The organism is Streptomyces sp. ID05-39B (assembly GCF_033794725.1).
Lineage (GTDB): Bacteria > Actinomycetota > Actinomycetes > Streptomycetales > Streptomycetaceae > Streptomyces > Streptomyces bobili.
The window spans coordinates 1-20527 of record NZ_JARGEF010000145.1 but is presented as its reverse complement, the minus strand read 5'-3'; the positions used below and the strand labels follow the sequence as shown (position 1 = coordinate 20527).

Annotated in this window: 16 protein-coding genes; 8 read left to right on the top strand and 8 right to left on the bottom strand. The window is 71.2% G+C overall.

Annotated elements, in window-relative coordinates:
• Window positions 1–128: 128 nt before the first annotated feature.
• The 3 genes from ilvA to P1P75_RS26715 all read left to right on the top strand — a co-directional run bounded on the left by ilvA (window position 129) and on the right by P1P75_RS26715 (window position 3395).
• Window positions 129–1358: a threonine ammonia-lyase gene (ilvA, locus tag P1P75_RS26725; RefSeq protein WP_319259833.1), complete on the top strand. Its 1230-nt coding sequence runs from the start codon at window positions 129–131 to the stop codon at window positions 1356–1358.
• A gap of 205 nt (window positions 1359–1563) precedes the next feature.
• Window positions 1564–2541, top strand: coding sequence for an ATP-binding cassette domain-containing protein (locus P1P75_RS26720; RefSeq protein WP_319259830.1), 978 nt, complete (start codon window positions 1564–1566; stop codon window positions 2539–2541).
• Window positions 2538–3395, top strand: coding sequence for an ABC transporter permease (locus tag P1P75_RS26715; RefSeq protein ID WP_150472523.1), 858 nt, complete (start codon window positions 2538–2540; stop codon window positions 3393–3395). The genes P1P75_RS26720 and P1P75_RS26715 overlap by 4 nt, the downstream gene beginning before the upstream one ends.
• A gap of 164 nt (window positions 3396–3559) precedes the next feature.
• Here the strand turns inward: P1P75_RS26715 and greA are convergent, their stop codons facing one another.
• Both greA and P1P75_RS26705 read right to left on the bottom strand, forming a co-directional pair.
• Window positions 3560–4060, bottom strand: a complete 501-nt coding sequence (gene greA / locus P1P75_RS26710) for a transcription elongation factor GreA (RefSeq protein ID WP_319259827.1) — start codon at window positions 4058–4060, stop codon at window positions 3560–3562.
• A gap of 169 nt (window positions 4061–4229) precedes the next feature.
• Window positions 4230–4628: a DUF4307 domain-containing protein gene (locus P1P75_RS26705; protein WP_319259824.1), complete on the bottom strand. Its 399-nt coding sequence runs from the start codon at window positions 4626–4628 to the stop codon at window positions 4230–4232.
• Window positions 4629–4789: 161 nt separating this feature from the next.
• Here P1P75_RS26705 and mca point away from each other — a divergent pair, with 161 nt between their 5' ends.
• From mca to P1P75_RS26690, 3 genes are all read left to right on the top strand, one after another.
• On the top strand, window positions 4790–5671 hold the full coding sequence (gene mca, locus P1P75_RS26700; RefSeq protein WP_319259821.1) for a mycothiol conjugate amidase Mca: 882 nt from the start codon (window positions 4790–4792) through the stop codon (window positions 5669–5671).
• Entirely contained in the window at window positions 5664–5909 is a 246-nt protein-coding gene (locus P1P75_RS26695; protein WP_266461646.1) for a hypothetical protein, read from the top strand. Before mca ends, P1P75_RS26695 begins: the two co-directional genes overlap by 8 nt.
• A 299-nt stretch (window positions 5910–6208) precedes the next feature.
• Complete coding sequence (locus tag P1P75_RS26690) at window positions 6209–8242, top strand: thioredoxin domain-containing protein (protein ID WP_319259818.1); 2034 nt, start codon at window positions 6209–6211, stop codon at window positions 8240–8242.
• Between the two features lie 33 nt (window positions 8243–8275).
• Here the strand turns inward: P1P75_RS26690 and P1P75_RS26685 are convergent, their stop codons facing one another.
• From P1P75_RS26685 to P1P75_RS26670, 4 genes are all read right to left on the bottom strand, one after another.
• The gene (locus P1P75_RS26685) at window positions 8276–8974 is read right to left on the bottom strand and encodes a DUF4232 domain-containing protein (protein WP_319259815.1); all 699 of its coding nucleotides are present in this window, start codon (window positions 8972–8974) and stop codon (window positions 8276–8278) included.
• A gap of 119 nt (window positions 8975–9093) precedes the next feature.
• On the bottom strand, window positions 9094–11853 hold the full coding sequence (locus P1P75_RS26680; protein WP_319259812.1) for a BTAD domain-containing putative transcriptional regulator: 2760 nt from the start codon (window positions 11851–11853) through the stop codon (window positions 9094–9096).
• 186 nt (window positions 11854–12039) lie between these two features.
• A complete protein-coding gene (locus tag P1P75_RS26675) occupies window positions 12040–13224 on the bottom strand; it encodes a glycosyltransferase family 2 protein (RefSeq protein WP_319259809.1) in 1185 nt (394 codons plus the stop codon).
• Entirely contained in the window at window positions 13221–14447 is a 1227-nt protein-coding gene (locus P1P75_RS26670; RefSeq protein WP_319259839.1) for a glycosyltransferase family 2 protein, read from the bottom strand. The genes P1P75_RS26675 and P1P75_RS26670 overlap by 4 nt, the downstream gene beginning before the upstream one ends.
• 727 nt (window positions 14448–15174) lie before the next feature.
• Between P1P75_RS26670 and P1P75_RS26665 the strand changes: the two genes are divergently transcribed.
• Together P1P75_RS26665 and P1P75_RS26660 are read left to right on the top strand one after the other, a co-directional pair.
• Window positions 15175–16530: a glycosyltransferase family 39 protein gene (locus P1P75_RS26665; protein WP_319259807.1), complete on the top strand. Its 1356-nt coding sequence runs from the start codon at window positions 15175–15177 to the stop codon at window positions 16528–16530.
• 133 nt (window positions 16531–16663) lie between these two features.
• Window positions 16664–19072, top strand: a complete 2409-nt coding sequence (locus P1P75_RS26660; protein ID WP_319259836.1) for a galactose oxidase early set domain-containing protein — start codon at window positions 16664–16666, stop codon at window positions 19070–19072.
• A 74-nt stretch (window positions 19073–19146) separates the two neighbouring features.
• Here the strand turns inward: P1P75_RS26660 and P1P75_RS26655 are convergent, their stop codons facing one another.
• On the bottom strand, window positions 19147–19872 hold the full coding sequence (locus P1P75_RS26655) for a Mut7-C RNAse domain-containing protein (RefSeq protein WP_319259804.1): 726 nt from the start codon (window positions 19870–19872) through the stop codon (window positions 19147–19149).
• A gap of 33 nt (window positions 19873–19905) precedes the next feature.
• Window positions 19906–20527 (bottom strand): TetR family transcriptional regulator (locus P1P75_RS26650; protein WP_319259802.1); only part of this gene is annotated, 622 nt, incomplete at its 5' end.

Here is a 20527-nt window from a genome sequence, read left to right as displayed (position 1 = left end):
GGGAAAAGGGGGCTGGGTTGGGGGACAGGGTACGCGGCCCGGAGGCGGGTCGTACCGGCGCTGCGGAAACCGGTCTCGGTGGTTGGTCGCAGCGGTCGTTCCCGCCTGTGAACTGCGATGCTTGTGTCATGAGCTATGGCACGGCTGACTCCTTGCGGCCCGTCACCCTCGACGATGTGCGCGGTGCCCAGAAGATGCTTTCGGGTGTGGCGCGGGTGACCGCGATGGAGGGCAGCAGGTACCTGTCCCAGCTCGTCGGGGCACCGGTGCACCTCAAGTGCGAGAACCTCCAGCGGACCGGTTCCTTCAAGCTGCGCGGCGCGTACGTCCGGATCGCCGGGCTGCGGCCGGAGGAGCGGGCGGCCGGGGTCGTCGCGGCGAGCGCGGGCAACCACGCGCAGGGCGTCGCCCTGGCGTCCACGCTGCTGGGCGTGCGCTCCACGGTCTTCATGCCGAACGGCGCCCCGCTCCCGAAGATCAGCGCGACCCGGGAGTACGGCGCGCAGGTGCGCCTGCACGGGCACGTGGTCGACGAGACGCTGGCGGCGGCGCAGGAGTACGCCGCGCAGACGGGCGCGGTGTTCATCCACCCCTTCGACCACGCGGACGTGATCGCCGGGCAGGGCACGGTGGGTCTGGAGATCCTGGAGCAGTGCCCGGAGGTGCGCACGATCGTCGTCGGGATCGGCGGCGGAGGACTGGCGGCGGGTATCGCGGTCGCGGTGAAGGCGCTGCGGCCGGACGTGCGGATCGTCGGTGTGCAGGCGGAGGGCGCGGCGGCCTATCCGCCCTCTCTGGCGGCGGGTCGGCCGCTGTCGTTGCGCAGTCCGGCGACGATGGCGGACGGCATCAAGGTCGGCCGGCCCGGTGACGTGCCGTTCGGGATCGTCGGCGACCTGGTGGACGAGGTGCGCACGGTGTCGGAGGACGCGCTGGCCACCGCGCTGCTGCTGTGCCTGGAGCGGGCCAAGCTGGTGGTCGAGCCGGCCGGGGCGAGCCCGGTGGCGGCGCTGATGAGCGAGCCCGACACCTTCGAAGGGCCGGTCGTCGCGGTGCTCTCCGGCGGCAACGTCGATCCGCTGCTGATGCAGCGCGTCCTGCGGCACGGCATGTCCGCGCAGGGCCGCTACCTGGCCGTACGGCTGCGGCTGACGGATCGGCCGGGGGCGCTCGCGACGCTTCTCGGGGTGTTGTCAGTGGTGGACGCTAACGTCCTCGATGTGAGCCACGTACGGACCGACCCACGGCTCGGGCTCACGGAGGCGGAGGTCGAGCTGCACCTGGAGACGAAGGGGCCGGTGCACTGCGCCGAGGTCGGTCAGGCTTTGCGCGAGGCCGGGTACATCGTCATCGACTGAGGTCACAGCCTCGTCGGTCACTCTTTCGAGTAAGTGCATTGAGGGACGCGATACATCGCGTTATGGTGTGTCTCACGCCATCTCGCCGGTGTCTTCGGCGCATCTCGATCGGGCGGAACGAAACGCACAAACCTAGGCTTTCCGAAGAATCCCAACGACGAAGCAATCCCCAACGACGAAGATCCCCAACGACGTGGAGACTCACATGCCAGGCGCCATCTATGCCGAAGGCCTGGTGAAGACCTTCGGTGACGTAAGGGCTCTGGACGGCGTCGACCTGGACGTCCCGGAGGGCACCGTCCTCGGCCTCCTCGGGCCGAACGGCGCGGGCAAGACCACCGCGGTCCGCTGCCTGACCACCCTCCTGCGCCCGGACAGCGGCCGGGCCGTGGTCGCCGGCCTCGACGTGCTCAAGAACCCCAACGAGGTCCGTCGTCGAATAGGCCTCTCCGGCCAGTTCGCCGCCGTCGACGAGTATCTGACCGGCCGCGAGAACCTCCAGATGGTCGGACAGCTCTACCAGATGAAGGCGAAGGACGCGAAGGTCCGGGCCGCCGAGCTGCTCGACCAGTTCGACCTCGCCGACGCCGCCGACCGCACGGCGAAGACCTACTCCGGAGGCATGCGCCGCCGGCTCGACCTGGCCGCCGCGCTGGTGGTCTCGCCGCCCGTGATGTTCATGGACGAGCCGACGACCGGCCTCGACCCGCGCAACCGCCAGCTCCTGTGGGTGGTGATCAAGCGCCTGGTCTCCGGCGGCACGACGCTGCTGCTGACCACGCAGTACCTGGAGGAGGCCGACCACCTCGCGCACGACATCGCGGTGGTCGACCACGGCAAGGTCATCGCCCGCGGCACCTCCGACCAGCTCAAGGCCCGCACGGGCGGCGAGCGCGTGGAGGTCGTGGTGCACGAGCGCGAGCACATACCCACCGCTGTCGAGGTCCTGACCGGCTTCGGCAAGGGCGAGACCGCCGTCGAGGAGCACACCCGCAAGCTCACCGTGCCCGTCTCCGGCGGCGCCAAGCTCCTCGCCGAGGTCATCCGCGAGCTGGACATCCGCGGCATCGAGATCGACGACATCGGCCTGCGCCGCCCCACCCTCGACGACGTCTTCCTGTCCCTGACCGGACACGCCGCCGAGGCCGAGTCCGAAGAGAACGGCAAGGAGGCCGTGAAATGAGCGCCGTCACCGACGCCGTCCGGGGCACGGCCCCGGGCAACCCGCTCGGGCAGAGCGTCCGGGACTCCCTGGTCGTTGCAAAACGCAACCTGATCCGGATGTCACGGATCCCCGAGATGGTCATTTTCGGGCTCATCCAGCCCATCATGTTCGTGGTGCTGTTCACGTACGTCTTCGGCGGATCCATGCAGATCGGCGGCAGCACCAGCGCCACCGACTACACGAACTTCCTCATGGCGGGGATCTTCGCCCAGACCGTCACCTTCGCCACCGCCGGAGCCGGTGCGGGCATCGCCGACGACATGCACAAGGGGCTCATCGACCGCTTCCGCTCCCTGCCCATGGCCCGCGGCGCGGTCCTCACCGGGCGCACCCTCGCCGACCTCGTACAGACCGCGCTGACCCTGCTCGTCCTCGCCGCCGTCGCGCTCCTGGTCGGCTGGCGGGTCGGCTCCGACGGCAGCACCAACGCCGCACGGGTGCTGGCGGCCTTCGGCCTGCTGCTGCTCCTCGGCTACGCGTTCACCTGGATCGGCGCCCTGATCGGCCTGTCCGTCCGCACCCCCGAGGCGGCCACCTCCGGCGGACTGATCTGGCTCTTCCCGGTCACCTTCATCTCGAACGCCTTCGTGGACACCGGGAACATGACGCCGTGGCTGCGCCACATCGCCGAGTGGAACCCGTTCAGCGCCACCGTCCAGGCCTGCCGCGTGCTGTTCGCCAACCCGGGACAGTCGGCGTCCGACGCCTGGCCCATGCAGCACCCGGTCTGGGCCTCACTGATCTACTCCGTGCTGATCATCCTCATATTCCGCACCCTGGCGGTCCGCAAGTACCGCTCGGCCACCGCATGACCACGACCCACCGCATGACCACGCCCCACCCCATGGCCGCGACGCACCGCACGGTCGCGTCGGACCACCCGGCATGACGAGACCCCCGGCGCCACGGGGGGCGCCGGGGGTCTCGTCATCACCATCGGGGACCGCTCCTCCACCGGGGGAACGGCCAGGATCCGTCAGCCGTTGTAGGGGGCGGCCTTGAGGATGCGTACGGAGGCCTTCTTGCCGTTCGGGAGTTCGTACTGCACGTCCTCGCCGACCTTGTGGTCGACCACGGCGGAGCCCAGCGGAGACTGCGGCGAATAGGTCTCGATGTCGGAACTCGCGTACTCACGCGAGGCCAGCAGGAAGTCCAGGGTGTCGTCCTCGTCGCCGTCGAAGGCGATCGTCACGACCATGCCGGGCGCCACCGTGCCGTCCGAGGACACCGGGGCCGCGCCGACCTTGGCGTTGTCCAGGAGCTGGGTCAGCTGGCGGATGCGCAGTTCCTGCTTGCCCTGCTCCTCCTTGGCCGCGTGGTACCCACCGTTCTCGCGCAGGTCGCCCTCCTCGCGCGCGGCCGCGATCTTGCCGGCGATCTCGGTGCGCGCAGGACCAGTAAGGTGTGCAAGCTCCGCCTGGAGCTTGTTGTACGCCTCCTGGGTCAGCCAGGTGACGTTCTCGCTGGTCTGGGTCACAGGGTGCTCCTCGTCGGTACAGGGAATACAAAGCTCGCCCTACCCGGAAGCATGTTCCTCCAGGGATGGGCGAAACCACGAGCCTAACAATTCAGCGGCCCGAGGGGGAGGACATAAGCCCTAAGAATTACGTCAACGCAGGTCAGCGCCTGCCTATTCCGGATGATGATCAGTCGGCGTGACAGCCGAGCAGTTCCGCCGTGGTGCCCCGGGACGTCGTACGGAGCGTGACCACCTTGTCGATCCGCGTGTCGGGGCCAGAGAAGCGGAAGTCGGCACGGCCCACCTCGGCGCCGTCCTCGGCCTGTGAGCGGACCGTGCAGTAACCGCTCGTACCGGCGTCCTTGCGGACCTCGAGGTGCACCCGCACCGAGTCGTCCGCGACCTGGAACGTGATCAGCTCGCCGCTGATCTTGTTCTGGCCGACGTAGTGATAGGCGAAGTAGCCGATCAACGCGAGCAGCAGCGCGCCCAGCACGCCACCGGCGACCTTGAGGGTGCGGTCCGCGCGCGCATCCGAGGAACGGCCGTAGCGGCCCTCGGGCGGTCGCGTGCTCGCCGTACTCATGATCGTCCTCCCGGCAAGGCCTCCGGCCGGTTGGGCGAAGGTCCGAAAGTGGGGCTCCGGGGCGGCACCACGGAATTATTGGCGCCCCGATTCGGTCACTATAGAAGCCGCCGATCGCACCCCTTCCCATGGGGGGCGCCGACTTACTGAGGATATGAGTCTTGACTGACCAGCTGCGACTGATGGCCGTGCACGCCCACCCCGACGACGAGTCGAGCAAGGGCGCGGCCACCATGGCGAAGTACGTGTCCGAGGGGGTGGACGTGCTGGTCGTGACCTGCACGGGCGGGGAGCGCGGCTCCATCCTCAATCCCAAGCTGCAGGGCGACAAGTACCTCGAGGACCACATCCACGAGGTACGCAAGAAGGAGATGGACGAGGCCCGCGAGATCCTCGGCGTCAAGCAGGAATGGCTCGGCTTCGTCGACTCCGGGCTGCCCGAGGGCGACCCGCTGCCGCCGCTGCCCGAAGGCTGCTTCGCCCTGCAGGACGTCGACAAGGCGGCCGGGGAGCTGGTGAAGCAGATCCGTTCCTTCCGTCCCCAGGTGATCACCACCTACGACGAGAACGGCGGCTACCCGCACCCCGACCACATCATGACCCACAAGATCTCGATGGTGGCGTTCGAGGGCGCGGACGACACCGCGAAGTACCCGGAGAGCGAGTTCGGTCCGGCGTACCGGCCGCGGAAGCTCTACTACAACCAGGGCTTCAACCGCCCGCGCACCGAGGCGCTGCACCAGGCGCTGCTCGACCGCGGCATGGAGTCGCCGTACGGGGAGTGGCTCCAGCGCTGGAGCGAGTTCGAGCGGGTGGAGCGCACGATCACCACGCACGTTCCGTGTGACGACTTCTACGAGATCCGGGACAAGGCGCTGATCGCGCACGCCACGCAGATCGACCCCGACGGGGGCTGGTTCCGGGTGCCGATGGAGATCCAGCGGGAGGTCTGGCCGACCGAGGAGTACGAGCTGGCGAAGTCGCTCGTCGATACCTCCCTCCCCGAGGACGACCTCTTTGCGGGCATCCGCGACAATGCCTGACATGAGCGCAAGCGTGAGCCTGGCAATGACGCACCTCGTCCCCCTCGCCAAGGAGGTCGACGAGAACAAGGTCACCCCCGGCGTCCTCGGCTTCGTCGTCTTCGCGGCGATGGCGATCGCGGTGTGGGGCCTGATGAAGTCGATGAACCGCCGCATGGCCAAGGTCGACTTCGTGGAGACGCCGACGGACACCGCCGGCGAGGCCCCCACGGGCAAGAGCACGCCCGCCAAGGGCTGAGCAGGGCCGGGCCGACCGGCGTCACGGACCGACGGCACCGCTCCCCGCCCCGGGGCAGGCGGCGGGGCCGTCGGTCCGTGACGCCGTGACGCCGTGGCTTGCACCCGATGGCTGGTCCGCAGGTCGTCCCCCTCCGGCGGCCACGGCGTTTCTTGGTCAGGTGTGCTGCGGCGGCCGCACGGGCGCGAGGGTGCGCACCGTGCGGGATGTGAGGACAGGTCACCGGGCACGGCGTGCGGCCCGCGGGCCGGGAGACGCCTGACGCGTTGCGGGCCTGGTCCTGCGGCAGGATGGACCCCATGGCGAACCGACTGGCCCATGAGACGTCCCCGTACCTGCTCCAGCACGCCGACAACCCGGTCGACTGGTGGCCCTGGTCGGCGGAGGCGTTCGAGGAGGCGCGCCGACGGGGGGTGCCGGTCCTGCTCAGCGTCGGCTATTCGAGCTGCCACTGGTGTCATGTGATGGCTCACGAGTCCTTCGAGGACGAGGCCACCGCCGGCTACCTCAACGAGCACTTCGTCAGCGTCAAGGTCGACCGGGAGGAGCGGCCCGACGTCGACGCCGTGTACATGGAGGCCGTGCAGGCCGCCACCGGCCAGGGTGGCTGGCCGATGACCGTGTTCCTGACGCCGGACGCCGAACCGTTCTACTTCGGTACGTACTTCCCGCCCGTGGCACGGCAGGGCATGCCGTCCTTCCGGCAGGTGCTGGAGGGGGTGCGGCAGGCCTGGGGGGAGCGGCGGGACGAGGTGGCCGAGGTGGCCGGGAAGATCGTGCGGGACCTCGCCGGGCGCGAGATCTCCTACGGCGACAGCCTGGCACCCGGTGAGCAGCAGCTCGCCCAGGCGCTGCTGGGGCTCACCCGGGAGTACGACCCGCAGCGGGGCGGGTTCGGCGGGGCGCCGAAGTTCCCGCCGTCCATGGTGATCGAGTTCCTGCTGCGCCACCACGCCCGCACCGGGGCCGACGGCGCCCTGCAGATGGCGCGGGACACCTGCGATCGGATGGCCCGCGGCGGGATCTACGACCAGCTCGGCGGCGGTTTCGCGCGGTACTCCGTGGACCGCGACTGGATCGTGCCGCACTTCGAGAAGATGCTGTACGACAACGCGCTGCTCTGCCGCGTGTACGCCCACCTGTGGCGGTCCACCGGGTCGGAGCAGGCGCGGCGGGTCGCGCTGGAGACCGCCGACTTCATGGTGCGGGAACTGCGCACCGCCGAGGGCGGGTTCGCCTCCGCGCTGGACGCCGACAGTGACGACGGGACCGGGCGGCACGTCGAGGGGGCGTATTACGTCTGGACGCCCGAGCAGCTCACCGAGGCGCTCGGTGCCGAGGACGCGGCGCTCGCCGCCGCCTGCTTCGGGGTGACCGAGGAAGGGACGTTCGAGGAGGGTGCGTCCGTGCTGCAACTGCCGCAGCAGGACGTCGTGTTCGACGCCGAGAAGATCGCGTCGGTCAAGTCGCGGCTGCTGGCCGCGCGCGCGCAGCGGCCCGCACCGGGCCGGGACGACAAGGTCGTCGCCGCCTGGAACGGCCTCGCCGTCGCCGCGCTCGCCGAGACCGGCGCCTACTTCGACCGGCCCGACCTGGTGGACGCGGCCGTCGCCGCCGCCGACCTCCTCGTCCGGCTGCACCTCGACGACCAGGCGCGGCTCTCCCGGACCAGCAAGGACGGCAGGGGCGGCGCCAACGCGGGCGTCCTGGAGGACTACGCCGACGTGGCCGAGGGCTTCCTCGCGCTGGCCGGGGTGACGGGTGAGGGGGTGTGGCTGGACTTCGCCGGGTTCCTGCTCGACCACGTCCTCGCGCGGTTCACCGACCCGGAGTCCGGGTCGCTGTACGACACGGCGTCCGACGCCGAGCAGCTCATCCGGCGCCCGCAGGACCCGACCGACAACGCGGTGCCTTCCGGGTGGTCGGCGGCGGCCGGGGCGCTGCTGTCGTACGCCGCCCACACCGGTTCGCAGGCGCACCGCGCCGCCGCGGAGAAGGCGTTGGGCGTGGTGAAGGCGCTGGGCCCGCGGGTGCCGCGGTTCATCGGGTGGGGGCTGGCCGCCGCTGAGGCGCTGCTCGACGGTCCGCGCGAGGTGGCCGTGGTGGGGCCCGCGCTGGATGATCCCGCCACCGGGGAACTGCACCGCGCCGCGCTGCTGGCGACCGCGCCGGGGGCGGTGGTCGCCTGCGGGACGCCGGACAGCGAGGAGTTCCCGCTGCTCGCGGACCGGGTCCTGGTGGGCGGGGTGCCGACGGCGTACGTGTGCCGGGGCTTCGTGTGCGACCTGCCGGTGACGGACGTGGACGCCCTGCGGGAGAAGGTCACGCCGTGAGGTGAGGGCGTGCGTCCCGGCCGGCCGCGCCGCTCAGAAGTCGAACGGCTTGGCGGTGTTCCAGTTGGTGACGGCGAGGTCGGGGCCGGAGGTGACGCTGTTCTTCAGCTTCTGCGTCACCAGGTTCCCGGAGTCCGGCTCGGCGCTGCCGGTGTCCATGGCGATGCGGACCAGGTCCCAGGAGTCGCCGCCCTGCTTCGTCGGGTCGAGGACGATCGCCGAGTAGGCCTTCTTGCCGCCGCTCAGCACGACGCGCTGGGCGGCGGTGTCGTCGCCGGAGTGCGGGACGTTGCCGTTCATCTCGCCCGGCGTGACGATCGGGATGCCCTTGAGGACGCATGCGGGGCCCGTGGTGGTGGCCGTGATCAGGAGGTGCGCGGACTCGGTGCCCTGCTGCCGCTCCAGGAACGCGAAGTCGAGGTCGTTGGCCTTGCACATGGCGGTCGTGGCGGTCGTGTCGGCGGCACCGCCCGACGCGCCCGAGCCGCTCGACCCCGTGGAGCCGCCGGCGCCGGACGCCTTCTGGTCGGTGGTCGTCGCGGCGTCGGCGTCCCCCGCGTCGCCGGCGGCGGCACCGGTCGTGCCGGACGCGGAGTTCGAGGAGGTGCCCGTCGTCCTCGTGCCCGAGGCACCGTCCTTGGCGGCATCGCCGTCGCAGGCGGTCAGCGAGAGGGAGAGGGCCGCGGTGGCGGCGAGGGCGAGAACGGTGTTCTTGCGGAGTGCGATACGCATGATGGTGTTTTCCCCGTGATGGCCGGGCTGCTCCGCTTGGTGGCGGGATGCCCGTGGAGTGGCTTGTGCGGTCTGGAGACCACATTGCCCGTCGGGGTCGCTGTTTCGTCGCTCCCGCGCTATCGCCTCGTCGCCGTTCCGTCGCCGTACCCTGCGAGCTGGGCGTTCGCCTCCCGCACGCCCTTGTCGAAGCCCCGCGCCACGGCCTCGTCGCGGGCTTGCAGGAGGGTGGTGCGGGCCTGCTCCGGTCGGCCGAGCGCGGACAGCGCGGTGCCCCGTGCGATGCGCAGGGTGATCTGCCGCAGCACGGCCAGGCCTTCGCTGCCGGCGCCGGTGAGGGACAGCCCGCGTTCCGTGCAGGCGAGGACGCCCTGGTGGTCGCCGCGGGCGAGGAGCTGGCCGGCCCGCTGCTCCAGAGCGAGCAGTTCGGTGAGGATGTCGTCCTCGGCGCGGGCCAGTTCGAGGGCACGATCGACGTGGCCGAGCGAGGCGTCGCCCACGCCGCTGCGGTCGAGGGCGATGGCGAGGTTGACCAGGGCGGTGGCCTCGCTGCACGGATCGCCGGCGCGGGCCGCGAGGCCGGGCGCCAGCTCCAGGTGGGCGAGGGCCTCGGGAAGCCGCCCCTCCTCGGTGAGCACCCAGCCGTACAGGGCCCGCACCTTCGACTCGGCGTCCGGATCGCCGGCCTGTACGGCGGCGGCCAGTCCCTGTTCGAGAAGCGGCGCCCATTCGTCGCGCACGTAGCCGCAGATGTACGGCCACTGGAGCACGACCAGCCGCCACGCCCGCTCGTCGGACCCGGCGGTGCGGGCGGCGGCGGTGGCGGCGGCGAGGTTCTCACGCTGGGCGGCGTACCAGGCGAACGCGTCGGCGCGGCCGGTGAAGCGGGGGGTGCCGTGGTCGGGGCGCGGGTCGTCCGGGAGGGCACAGCAGGGCCGGTCGTCGGGTTCGGCGGCGGCCGTGGCGGCGAGCGCGGCGCGGATGTAGTGGTCGAGGAGGCGGGGCAGCAGGTCGGGGTCCGAGCCGTCCTGCCCGGCCTTCTCGGCGAGCCGGCGGGCGTAGAGGCGGACGAGGTCGTGCATCGTGTAGCGGCCGGGGGCGCGCTCGGTCAGCAGGTGGGCGTCGGCGAGGCGGGCGAGGGACTCGGCCGCGGCGGCGGGTGTGGTGGCGGCGATCGCGGCGGCGGCGTAGCGGTCCACCTCGGGGCCGGGCAGCGCACCGAGGCCGCTGAACAGGTCGGTGGCGTGCCGGGGGAGGATGCGCAGGGTGAGGTGGAGGGCGGCGGCGACTCCGGTGTCGTCGACCTCCAGGAGGGCCAGTCGGCGCTGTTCGTCGGCGAGTTCGGCGGCCAGGTCGGCGATCGGCAGTCCGGGCCGGGCGGCGAGCCGGGCGGCGGTGACGCGCAGGGCGAGCGGCAGGCCCGCGCAGAGGGCGGCGAGGCGGGCGGCGGCCTCGGGTTCGGCGGCGAGCCGGGCGGCGGTGTCGGCGCCGGTCGCGGCGGCGAGCAGGGCGGCGGAGGCGCAGGGGCCGAGGACGTCGAGGCCGATGGTGCGGGCCAGGTCGCTGACGGCGAGTCCGTCGAGGCGCAGCCGTGAGGTGACGAGGGCGGCGCAGTCGGGGCCGGCCGGCAGCAGGGGGCGGACCCGGGCTGTGGCCGGGGCGTTGTCGAGGACGACGAGGACGCGGCGCTGTTCGGTGAGGGTGCGGTAGCGGGCGGCGAGCGCGCCGGGTGTCTCGGGGAGTTCGCGCGGGGCGACGCCGAGGGCGACGAGGAACTCCCGCAGGACGTCGCCGGTGTCGGGCGGGGCGCTGTCGGCGCTGAAGCCGCGCAGGTCGGCGAAGAGGACACCGTCGTAGCGGGCGGCGACGCGGTGGGCCCAGTGCAGGGCCAGGGAGGTCTTGCCGACGCCCGCGGGGCCGGTGATGACGACGACGGCTTCGGGGCGGCCGGTGGCCCGGGTGAGCGTGTCGAGTTCGTCGGAGCGTCCGGTGAAGCCGCGCGGCGGGCGGGGGAGGAGGTCGGGGGTGAGGTCGGTGCGGGGGACGGGGAGCGTCGCAGCGTCGGCCGCCGGTGACACGGCTTCCGGCGTTTCCGGCGGGGGTACGGCTTCGGCGGCGGGCGTGGGCCGGGCCCGGCCGCCGTCACCCGTCAGGATCTCCGTGTACGCCTCCCGCAGGGCCCGGCCGGGGTCCACGCCCAGTTCGTCGGCGAGCAGTGTGCGGGTGCGGTGGTAGTGGTCGAGGGCGTCGGACTGGCGGCCCGCGCGGTACAGCGCCCGCATCAGGGCGGCGGCCAGCGACTCCCGCATGGGGTGTGCCTCCGACTCTGCGTGCAGCACCGCCGCCGCCTTCGGATGGTCGCCGGACTCGCCGTAGCACAGGGCGAGTTGTTCGACGGCGGAGAGGCGTGCCTCCTCCAGGCCGTGTGCGGCCACCCGTAGCGGCCCGTTGGTGGCGACGCCGACGAGGGCGGGGCCGCGCCACAGGGACAGTGCCTCCCGGAGCATTCCGGCCGCGTCGCAGGCGTCGCGCTGGTCGCGGGCCAGCCGGACGAGTTCCTCGAAGCGGTGCGCGTCGAGCAGCGACTCCGGCATCTCCAGTACGTAGGCGTGGCCGCGCGTCACCAGATGGACGCCGTAGTCCTCGGCGCCGCCCTGCGCGAGCAGGGCCCGCAGTCGCGAGATGTGGCCCTGGGCGACGGTACGGGCACGGGCGGGCGGGTCGTCGGGCCAGACCGCGTCGATCAACTGGCCCAGCGGCAAGGCGGTGTTGGGGCGCAGCAGCAGTGCGGCGAGCAGACTGCGCCGCTTGGTCGGGCCGAGCGGCAGCTCGCCGCCTCCGGTGGCCACGGCGACTGTTCCGAGCAGCCGGAACTCCACGAACGCGCTCCTCTTCCCCCGTAGCCCCCTGCAGTGAACGGTTCAGGATACGTGCCGGATGCAGGCGTCATGGAACGGGCGGGCGCCCCCCGCCGTAGGGCCCCCGTACGACGAAGGCCCCGCCGCACGCCGAAGGGGCCCGCCCCGGTCGTCCACCAGGTCGGGCCCCTCGTCCGGTCCTGTCCCTCAGCCCAGGGCGTCCGAAACCGGTTCCGGTTCGGGTGTGACCCGGGGCAGGGCCGGGAGGGTGGTGTTCAGGCGGCGGTAGAGCCAGCGGTCGACGACCAGGAAGCGGGCCGTGAAGACGATGGCCATGGCGAGTGCCGTCGCCGGCAGGGCGGTCATGCCCGCGGCGCCGATCAGCAGCGCGGCGAGCGGGATGCGGGCGACCAGGTCGATGTTGCCGACGGCGGCGAACGTCAGGAGCCGGACGCTGCGCCGGTGGTGGCGCCGCTGGTTGCGGTAGACGAGGGAATCGATCAGGGCGAAGTTCCACAGGAGTCCCGCCTGGTTGGCGATGATCTCCGCCGGGGCGTAGTGCAGGCCGGGTGCCTGGTCGGTGAGTAACCAGAGCAGGGCCAGGTTGGGTACGAACCCGGACAGGCCGATGAGGCCGAAGACGACCGCGCGGGCGCGGGGGTCGGCGGTGCGCAGGGTGATGAGGTGGCGCAGGAAGCGCATGCCCTCGCGGGCCGTCGACTTGGACTCGCCTGCGTGCCGTTCCCCGAAGGCGTACGGCACCTCGGCGATGCCGTGCGGACGGCACCGTACCGCCAGTTCGAGGAGGATCTTGTAGCCGAGGGGCTGCAGACCCTCGTCCTGTGCCGAGGCGCGGTCGACCGCTGTGCGGCGGATCGCGAAGAAGCCGCTCATCGGGTCGGTGAGGCCGCTGAGGGCGCGGGGGAAGAGGGACTTGGTGAGGAGCGTGGAGGAGCTGGAGACGAGTTTGCGGTAGCCGCCGTCCAGGCCGCCGCGGTCGCCTCCGGCCGTGTACCGGCTGGCCACGACGAGTTCGGCGCCGGTGGCGGCGCCGCGGGCGAGGAGTTGTGGGATGAGTTCGGGCGGGTGCTGGAGGTCGGCGTCGATGACGACGATCCAGGGGGCCGTGGCGCGGGCGATGCCCTCGACGACGGCGCCGCCGAGGCCGCCCTCGGGGACGGGCCGGTGGTGCAGGACGACGGGGACGGCGCTGCTGAGGGCCGCCTCCTCGATGACCTCGCAGGTGCGGTCGGTGGAGTCGTCGGCGAAGACGACCTCCGCGCGGGTCCCGGCGGGGATCGCGGCATCGATGCGGGCGAGCAACTCGTGGATGTTGTCGGCCTCGTTGAAGGTGGGGACGACGATGGACACGTCGGCGGGCAGGGCCGTCACCGTGCCTCCTGGGGCTGCGGGGTGTGGACGGGGAGGTGCGCGCCGACATGGGAGGTCAGCTCCCAGTCGCGGCGCCCGGTGTACTCGCGCCACACGGCGCGCAGCGCCGCGCCCGCGAGGATGACGGCGTAGACGGGGCCGAGGAGGATGAGCCCCGCGTACTGGCCGAAGGTGATGCGGAAGCCGTACTCGCGGCCGAAGTCGTGCAGGGCGACCGCCTCGAAGACGATCATGGCGACCATCGGCAGCATGGGCAGCCAGGCGAACATGGAGAAGGGCAGCGGGACTCCGCCGAGGACGGCGAAGAGGAGTCCGAGCGGGATCATCACGCCGGTCGCGGCCTGCACGAACGGAGTGCTGAGGGTGTAGCGGGCGAGCATCCGCTGGCCGAATCCCGGCAGTTGGCGCCATTCGCCCTTGCGCAGGACCTGGAGGAAGCCCTGGTTCCACCGGGTGCGCTGCTTGTAGAGCGCCTTGATGGAGTCGGGCGTCTCCTCGCGGGTGACCAGCGCGGAGTGGTAGGCGACGACGACCTTGGCGCCGCCGCTGGACAGCCGGACGCCGAGGTCGCAGTCCTCGGCGAGGCAGTCGCCGTCCCAGCCGCCGGTGTCCCGCAGCAGTTGGGACCGGACGAAGACGGTGTTGCCGCCGAGCGGGATGAACCCCTTGCGGGCGTGCAGGTGCAGCCGGCTGCGGAACCAGAAGAAGTACTCCAGGCAGTTGCGCAGGCTGTACCAGCTGCTCTGGTAGTTGATCAGCTGGACGCCGCCCTGGACGACGTCGGCGTCGTCGCGCCGGAAGGCGAAGTCGACGTGGCTGAGCAGTTCGGGGTGGACGACGTCCTCGGCGTCGAAGACCCCGACGACCTCGCCGCGGGCGTGCGGCAGCGCGGTGTTGAGGGCGCGGGGCTTGTTCTTCTTGGCGTGGGTGTCGACGACCGTGCGCACCTTGTCGGGGTACTCGTCGGCGAGTTCGTGGGCGATGGCGGCGGTGCCGGGGTCGTCGTGGCCGACGATCAGCAGAATCTCGAAGTCCGGGTGGTCGATGCGCAGCATCTGCTCGACCGTGTGCCGCAGGACGGCCTCTTCGTGGCGGGCCGGGACCAGCAGTGAGAAGGACAGGTCGGCCCTGCCGTCGGGCTTGGCGAAGGCCGTCGACTCCAGTGTCTCCGGGGTGCGCCAGGCATGGAGCATCCACCACAGGGTCACGCCGGCGGCGGTCATGAGGATGATCGAATCGATGAACAGAATGGCGGAGACCACGAATTCCCCCCTCGGTCTTTCTTGGTCATCCTTGTTCGAACGTGTCGTTCCAACTCGGTGTTCTGCGGAATGGACCCGTCCGTCTGCGGCCCCCCGGCGGACGGTGTTCCTCTGCTCGTGATCTTTGAAGGCCCTTGGCGACGGGCCGGTTCCCAGCCGGATTCCCACCCCGATACTCCGGGGTTTTCGCACATGATCGATCAGGGCCCACGAGCAAACCTTGGCCGAAAGCTAGCAGGTTGGCATTTCCACCGCAATGTGGTCTCGGGGTGATGATCCCCGCCTCAAGCGGAGTCATATGTTCTGCTTATCTGGCACCCAAACGTGTGCCATGATGCTCCGGCATGCCTGATTCCGGGGGGTTTCGAGGGGGAGGCCCACGGGTTGCCATCAGGCCGAGAAGTGGGTGGGGGGATTCCGCATGGGGACTGCCGTACCGAAAACACGCGTACGAGACGAGGCCGAAACAAAACCTTCCGAGAGTTTGGGAGGGACGGCTTCCGTTTACCGGCCGGTTACCGAAGATTCCGTAGCCGAACGCACCTCCATACGCGGGAGCGTGTTACGGCGCGATTATCTCTGGGTTACCCCTATTCTCGTCGCCGGCATCCTGGCGCGACTTCTCGGAATCGGGAATTACCCATTCCCGAATGACGACGAGGGCACGTATCTCGCGCAGGCGTGGGCCGTGCAGCACGGCGAACTCGCGCACTACACCTACTGGTACGACCACCCGCCGGTCGGCTGGATGCAGCTCGCCTCCATGTCCTGGCTGCCCAACTGGCTGCTGCCCGACCTGCCCACGTTCGTGCAGGGCCGGATCGCCATGCTGCCGGTGGCCGCCGCCTCGATGGTCCTCGTCTTCGTGATCGGCCGGCGCCTCGGCCTGGGCCGCCCCACGGCCGCCGCGGCGATGCTGCTGTACGCGCTGTCACCGCTCGCCGTGGTGCTGCACCGGCAGATCTACCTGGACAACTTCGCCGTCCTGTGGGTGCTGGTGTCCATGGCGTTCGCGCTGTCGCCGCGCCGCCACCTGTGGCACCACGCCGCGGCCGGCATGGCTTTCGCCATGGCCGTGCTCTCCAAGGAGACCATCGCCGTCCTGCTGCCCGTGCTCCTGGTCACCCTCTGGCAGGGCAGCCACCCCAGCACCCGCAAGTTCTCCTACGCGGGCTTCGGCTCCGGCTTCGTCCTCACCGGCCTGTTCTATCCGCTGTACGCCCTGCTCAAGGGCGAGTTGTTCCCCGGAGCGGGACACGTCTCACTGCTCGGCACCCTCAAGTTCCAGCTCGGCGGGCGCGAGGGCAGCGGATCGGCGTTCGCCGACGGCACCGACGCCCACCAGCTGTTCACCGACTGGCTGGCCAGGGACCCGTATCTGCTGATCGGCGGCGCCGCCGCGGCCGTCTGCGCGTTCGCCGTACGCCGACTGCGGCCGGCCGCCTTCGCCGTACTGGTGCTGGCGCTGGTCGCGCTGCGCCCCGGCGGCTATCTGCCGCAGATGTACATCGTGCAGGTCCTGCCGTTCCTGGCGCTCACCGTGGCCGGGCTCGCCCAGGCCCTGGTGACCCGGCTGCCCGGCCGGCCGCGGGTGCGCACCGCAGGCGCCCTGGCGGCCGTGGCGCTGGCCGCGGTGTTCGCCGCACCGCACTGGTACGCGCAGGACCGCGTCGCCATGCGGGCCGACGACAACGGCGTCTACGAGGACGCTGCCCGCTGGCTGCGCGAGACGCCCGTCGGTGACCGCGACCAGGTGCGCATCGTCACCGACGGCGTGCTCTGGCTCGACGCGGTCGACGCCGGCTACCGGCCGGGCACCGGCGTCATCTGGCACTACAAACTCGACCAGGACCCGGCGGTCACCAAGACGCTGCCGCACGGCTGGAAGGACATCGACTACGTCGTGTCCACCGCGGCCCTGCGCGGCGAACGCGAGCATCTGCCCACCCTGCGGGACCTGTTCGCGCACGGCACGCCGGTCGCCACCTTCGGTGAGGGCGGCGGCCGGATCGACATCCTCCGCATCGAGAACGACAACGAGTGACGCGAGCGACGCACCACCCGTGACGCGGGGGCGCGTGAACAAGGGGGGAACCACCATGTACGGAGCCCGAAGACAACCAGGACGGCGGACCCTTCCACCGGGAAGGACACCCCGTCTGCTGCTCACCGCCCTCATGCTGTTCGCCGCCGCCCTCGGGCTAGGCCCGCTCGGCGCCCAGCCCGCCGAGGCCGCCACCAACCTGGTCGGGAACCCCGGCCTGGAGATCCTCGACGGGCCGTCCCAGTTCCCGCAGTGCTTCGAGAAGTCGGGCTGGGGGAACAACGACTTCTCCTTCACCGTCACCGGTGACGCCCACTCCGGCAGCCGGGCCGTCAAGATCGAGCTGACCCGGCGCGCCGACGGCGACCGCAAGACGATGATGCTGGAGAACTCCTGCGCCCCGCAGGTCACTCCGGCCCACCAGTACGACCTGTCGTTCTGGTACAGATCCACCACACCGGACGTGGCCTTCACCCTGTTCCGCCACGACACCGTCCAGGGCTGGGTCTACTGGACCGACCTCAAGACCCTGCAGCAGTCGGCCGGCTGGACCCGCACCGAGGTCCGCACTCCGGTGATCCCGCCCAACACCGACCGGATCACCTGGGGCGGCGCCCTCTACGGCGTCGGCACCCTCACCACCGACGACTACGCCATGACGGACGCCACCGTCCCGTCCGGCCCCGACCCCTGCGCCACGGGCGGCACGGGACCGGAGTGCAAGGGCGAATGGACCGTGCAGGCCTCGGAGATGCCCGTGCGGGCCATGCACTCGGTGCTGCTGCACAACGGCAAGGTCCTGCTCATCGCCGGCTCCGGCAACGACCTCGACATGTTCGAGGCGGGCACCTTCAGGACCTCGCTGTACGACCCCGTCACCGGCGGCTACACCACGGTCCCGACGCCCGAGGACTTCTTCTGCGCCGGGCACGTACAGCTCCCGGACGGCCGCGTACTGGTCGTCGGCGGCAACAAGGACTACGCGGCCCCCGACGGCAGCGTCGGCTACAAGGGCCTGCGCAGCAGCTACGTCTTCGACCCCGCCACCAACCAGTACGTCAAGGTCAACGACATGCTGGCGGGCCACTGGTACCCGTCGGCCACCGCGATGGGCAACGGTGACGTCCTCTCGCTGGGCGGCCTCGCCGAGGACTCCTCCGGCACGGTCGTCAACGAGCACTTCTCCTACGCCCAGAACAAGTGGCTGCCGCTCGGCGAGGCCAAGCAGGCCTGGTCCTTCTGGGGCCTGTACCCGTCGATGATCCTGCTCCAGGACGGCCGCCTCTTCTACACCGGCAGCCATGTCTTCGGCAACGGCCTGCCCGGCACCGGCGCCTCCGTGTACGACTACGACGCCGGCACCATCGCCGACGTACCGGGCCTGCGCAAGAAGGACGAGCGGGACCAGTCCATGTCGGTGCTGCTGCCGCCCGCCCAGGACCAGAAGGTCGCCACGATCGGCGGCGGCAACCACACCGTGTCGCCCGACGCGCACGGGCTCGTCGACCTGATCGACATGAAGGCCGACTCGCCGCAGTACGTACCCGGGCCCGACCTGCCGAAGGGCCACTACCAGGACGGCACCCCGCAGACCGGCGCCGAGGGCAAGGTGTACGTCTCCGCGGTCATCCTCCCGGACGGCAAGGTCCTGGAGACCGGCGGAGCCCTGCACACCTACCGCGAGGACCCCGTCTTCGAGGCGTCGCTGTACGACCCGGCGACCAACACCTTCCAGGCGGGCCTGGCGACCGACCCGGTCCCGCGCACCTACCACTCCTCGTCGCTGCTGCTGCCCGACGGCCGCGTCCTGAGCGTCGGCGACAACCCGGGCGACGGCTCCTTCGACCAGCGCGTCTCGATCTACAAGCCGCCGTACCTGTTCAAGGGCGCCCGCCCGCAGATCACCTCGCTGGCGAGCACCAACTGGGCCTACGGCACCGACCAGCGCGTCACGGTCGACAAGCCGGTGGTCAAGGCCTCCCTGATCCGCCCGGCGGCCATCACCCACTCCTCCGACCCCAACCAGCGGTATGTGGACCTGCCGATGACGGTCGACGGCGACACCATCGACCTCAGCCTCACCAGCAACCCCAACCTGGCCCCGCCCGGCTGGTACATGCTGTCGGTCGTCGACGCGAACGGCGTGCCGTCGGTGGCGAAGTGGGTGCGGATCGGCGCGGCCGGGCAGGCCGCGACGGCCCGGGTCCAGGACTTCGCGGAGGACCTGCGGGCCGCTCCCGCGAGCGAGAGCGACACCGCCGTACCGGAGAGCACCGACCACGGCGACCACCGGAACCACCAGGGCCACGAAGGCGTCGACATGCCCGCCGGCTTCGACGGCTGCGACCACTCCTACGGCACCATCAGCCAGTGCGTGCCGTGGACCTTCCCGAAGAAGCTGAACACCGTCGCCGAGCGCTGCGACTGGCTCAAGAAGAACGGCTACGGCACCGGCCTGAAGGTCTCCGGCCGCGACCGCCACGGCCTGGACCGCACCAAGGACGGCATCGCCTGCGGAAAGGGTGACGTGAAGAAGAAGTAGCGCGGACCCTGGCGCCTCTTGTTTGGATCATGCCGGGCTCGCGGGGTGATCCGGCCTGCTCCGCACGAAGGACCCTAGCCCGCGAACTCCCGAAGGGCGCGTTCCACGATGGCCTCCAGCTGCTCGTGGTGCGCGCCCTTCCAGTACGCCCGCCCGCACTCCCCGCACCGCGCGAACACGTCGTACGTCTTGCGCGTGCCGCCCTTGAGCTGGTCGGCGACCTCTTCCTTGGTGGCCTCGCGCAGCAGCCCGTTGCAGGCGGTGCAGCGCGTCCAGGGGCGCAGTTCGGGGGCGAACCGGTCGAGGACGTCGCGTAGTTGTTCCTCGGGGTTCGTGCTGTAGACGAAGCCGCCCGCCCACAGTTCCCGGCGGCGCAGCAGGCCGCGGTCACGGCTCAGCATGACCCGCCGCTCGGCCGCCGAGCGGGCCGCGAGCGCCGGGTCGCCGATGTCGGCCGACTCGTAGGCCGTGTCCACGCCGAGCAGCCGCAGCCGGCGGGCCAGGGTGCCGAGATGGACGTCGAGGAGGAACCGCAGGGGGGCGCCCGGCACCCGCTGGGGGCGGTCCACGGGGCGTACGCTCACCGACTCGCCGTCGGCCGGGATGTGGGAGACCGGCACCTCGCGGCCGTCGACGCGCAGGGTGCCGACCTCGGTGAGGGGCACCCCGAGGGACTCGACGACATGGCCGAGGGTGGAGACGCCGTCGACGGCGAGGGCGGTGGCGCCGGAGCGCCGGGCGGGCGGGACGAACAGGGCCAGCTCGGGGGCGACTTCGACGCGGATCTCGGGTGCGTTCACCCGGTCAGGATGGCATGGGGACACGGGGGGACCTCAGGGGTTTTCCGTCCCGAGTCCGTGCTCCAGGACGTTCAGCGCGCGGTCGACGAGATCGGTGAAGTCGCCCTGGTGGCCGTTCTCCGCCCAGTACAGGGAGGCCTCCATCAGGCCGCCGATGAAGGACATGGCGTAGACGCGGACCTCCAGGCTGTCGGGGTCGCGGCCGGTGCGCTCGGCGAGCGCACCGCAGATCATGCGGCCGGTGACCGACATGCTCTCCATCATCCGCGAGCGCACGGCCGGGACCTCGACCATCAGCCGGGTGCGCAGCCGCGCCACGCGCAGGTCCGCCTCGACGCCCACGCGGGCGGCGGCCAGCATCACGTCCCGGATGGTGTCCGGCCACGGCTCGTCGGCGGGCCGGGACCGTAGTTCCTCCAGCAGGATCGGGTCGTACTCGTCCGTGAGGACGATGTCCTCCTTGGTCGGGAAGTAGCGGAAGACGGTCGACGGCGACACCTCGGCCCGCTCGGCGATCTGCTCGACCGTCGTCGCCTCGTAGCCCTGCTCCTCGACCAGCGCGTACATCGCGGTGCGGATCGCCTCGCGTGTCTTGATCTTCTTGCGCTCGCGGAGCCCGAGCTGGGGGCGGTCGGCGGGGGAGAGGGCGGGGGAG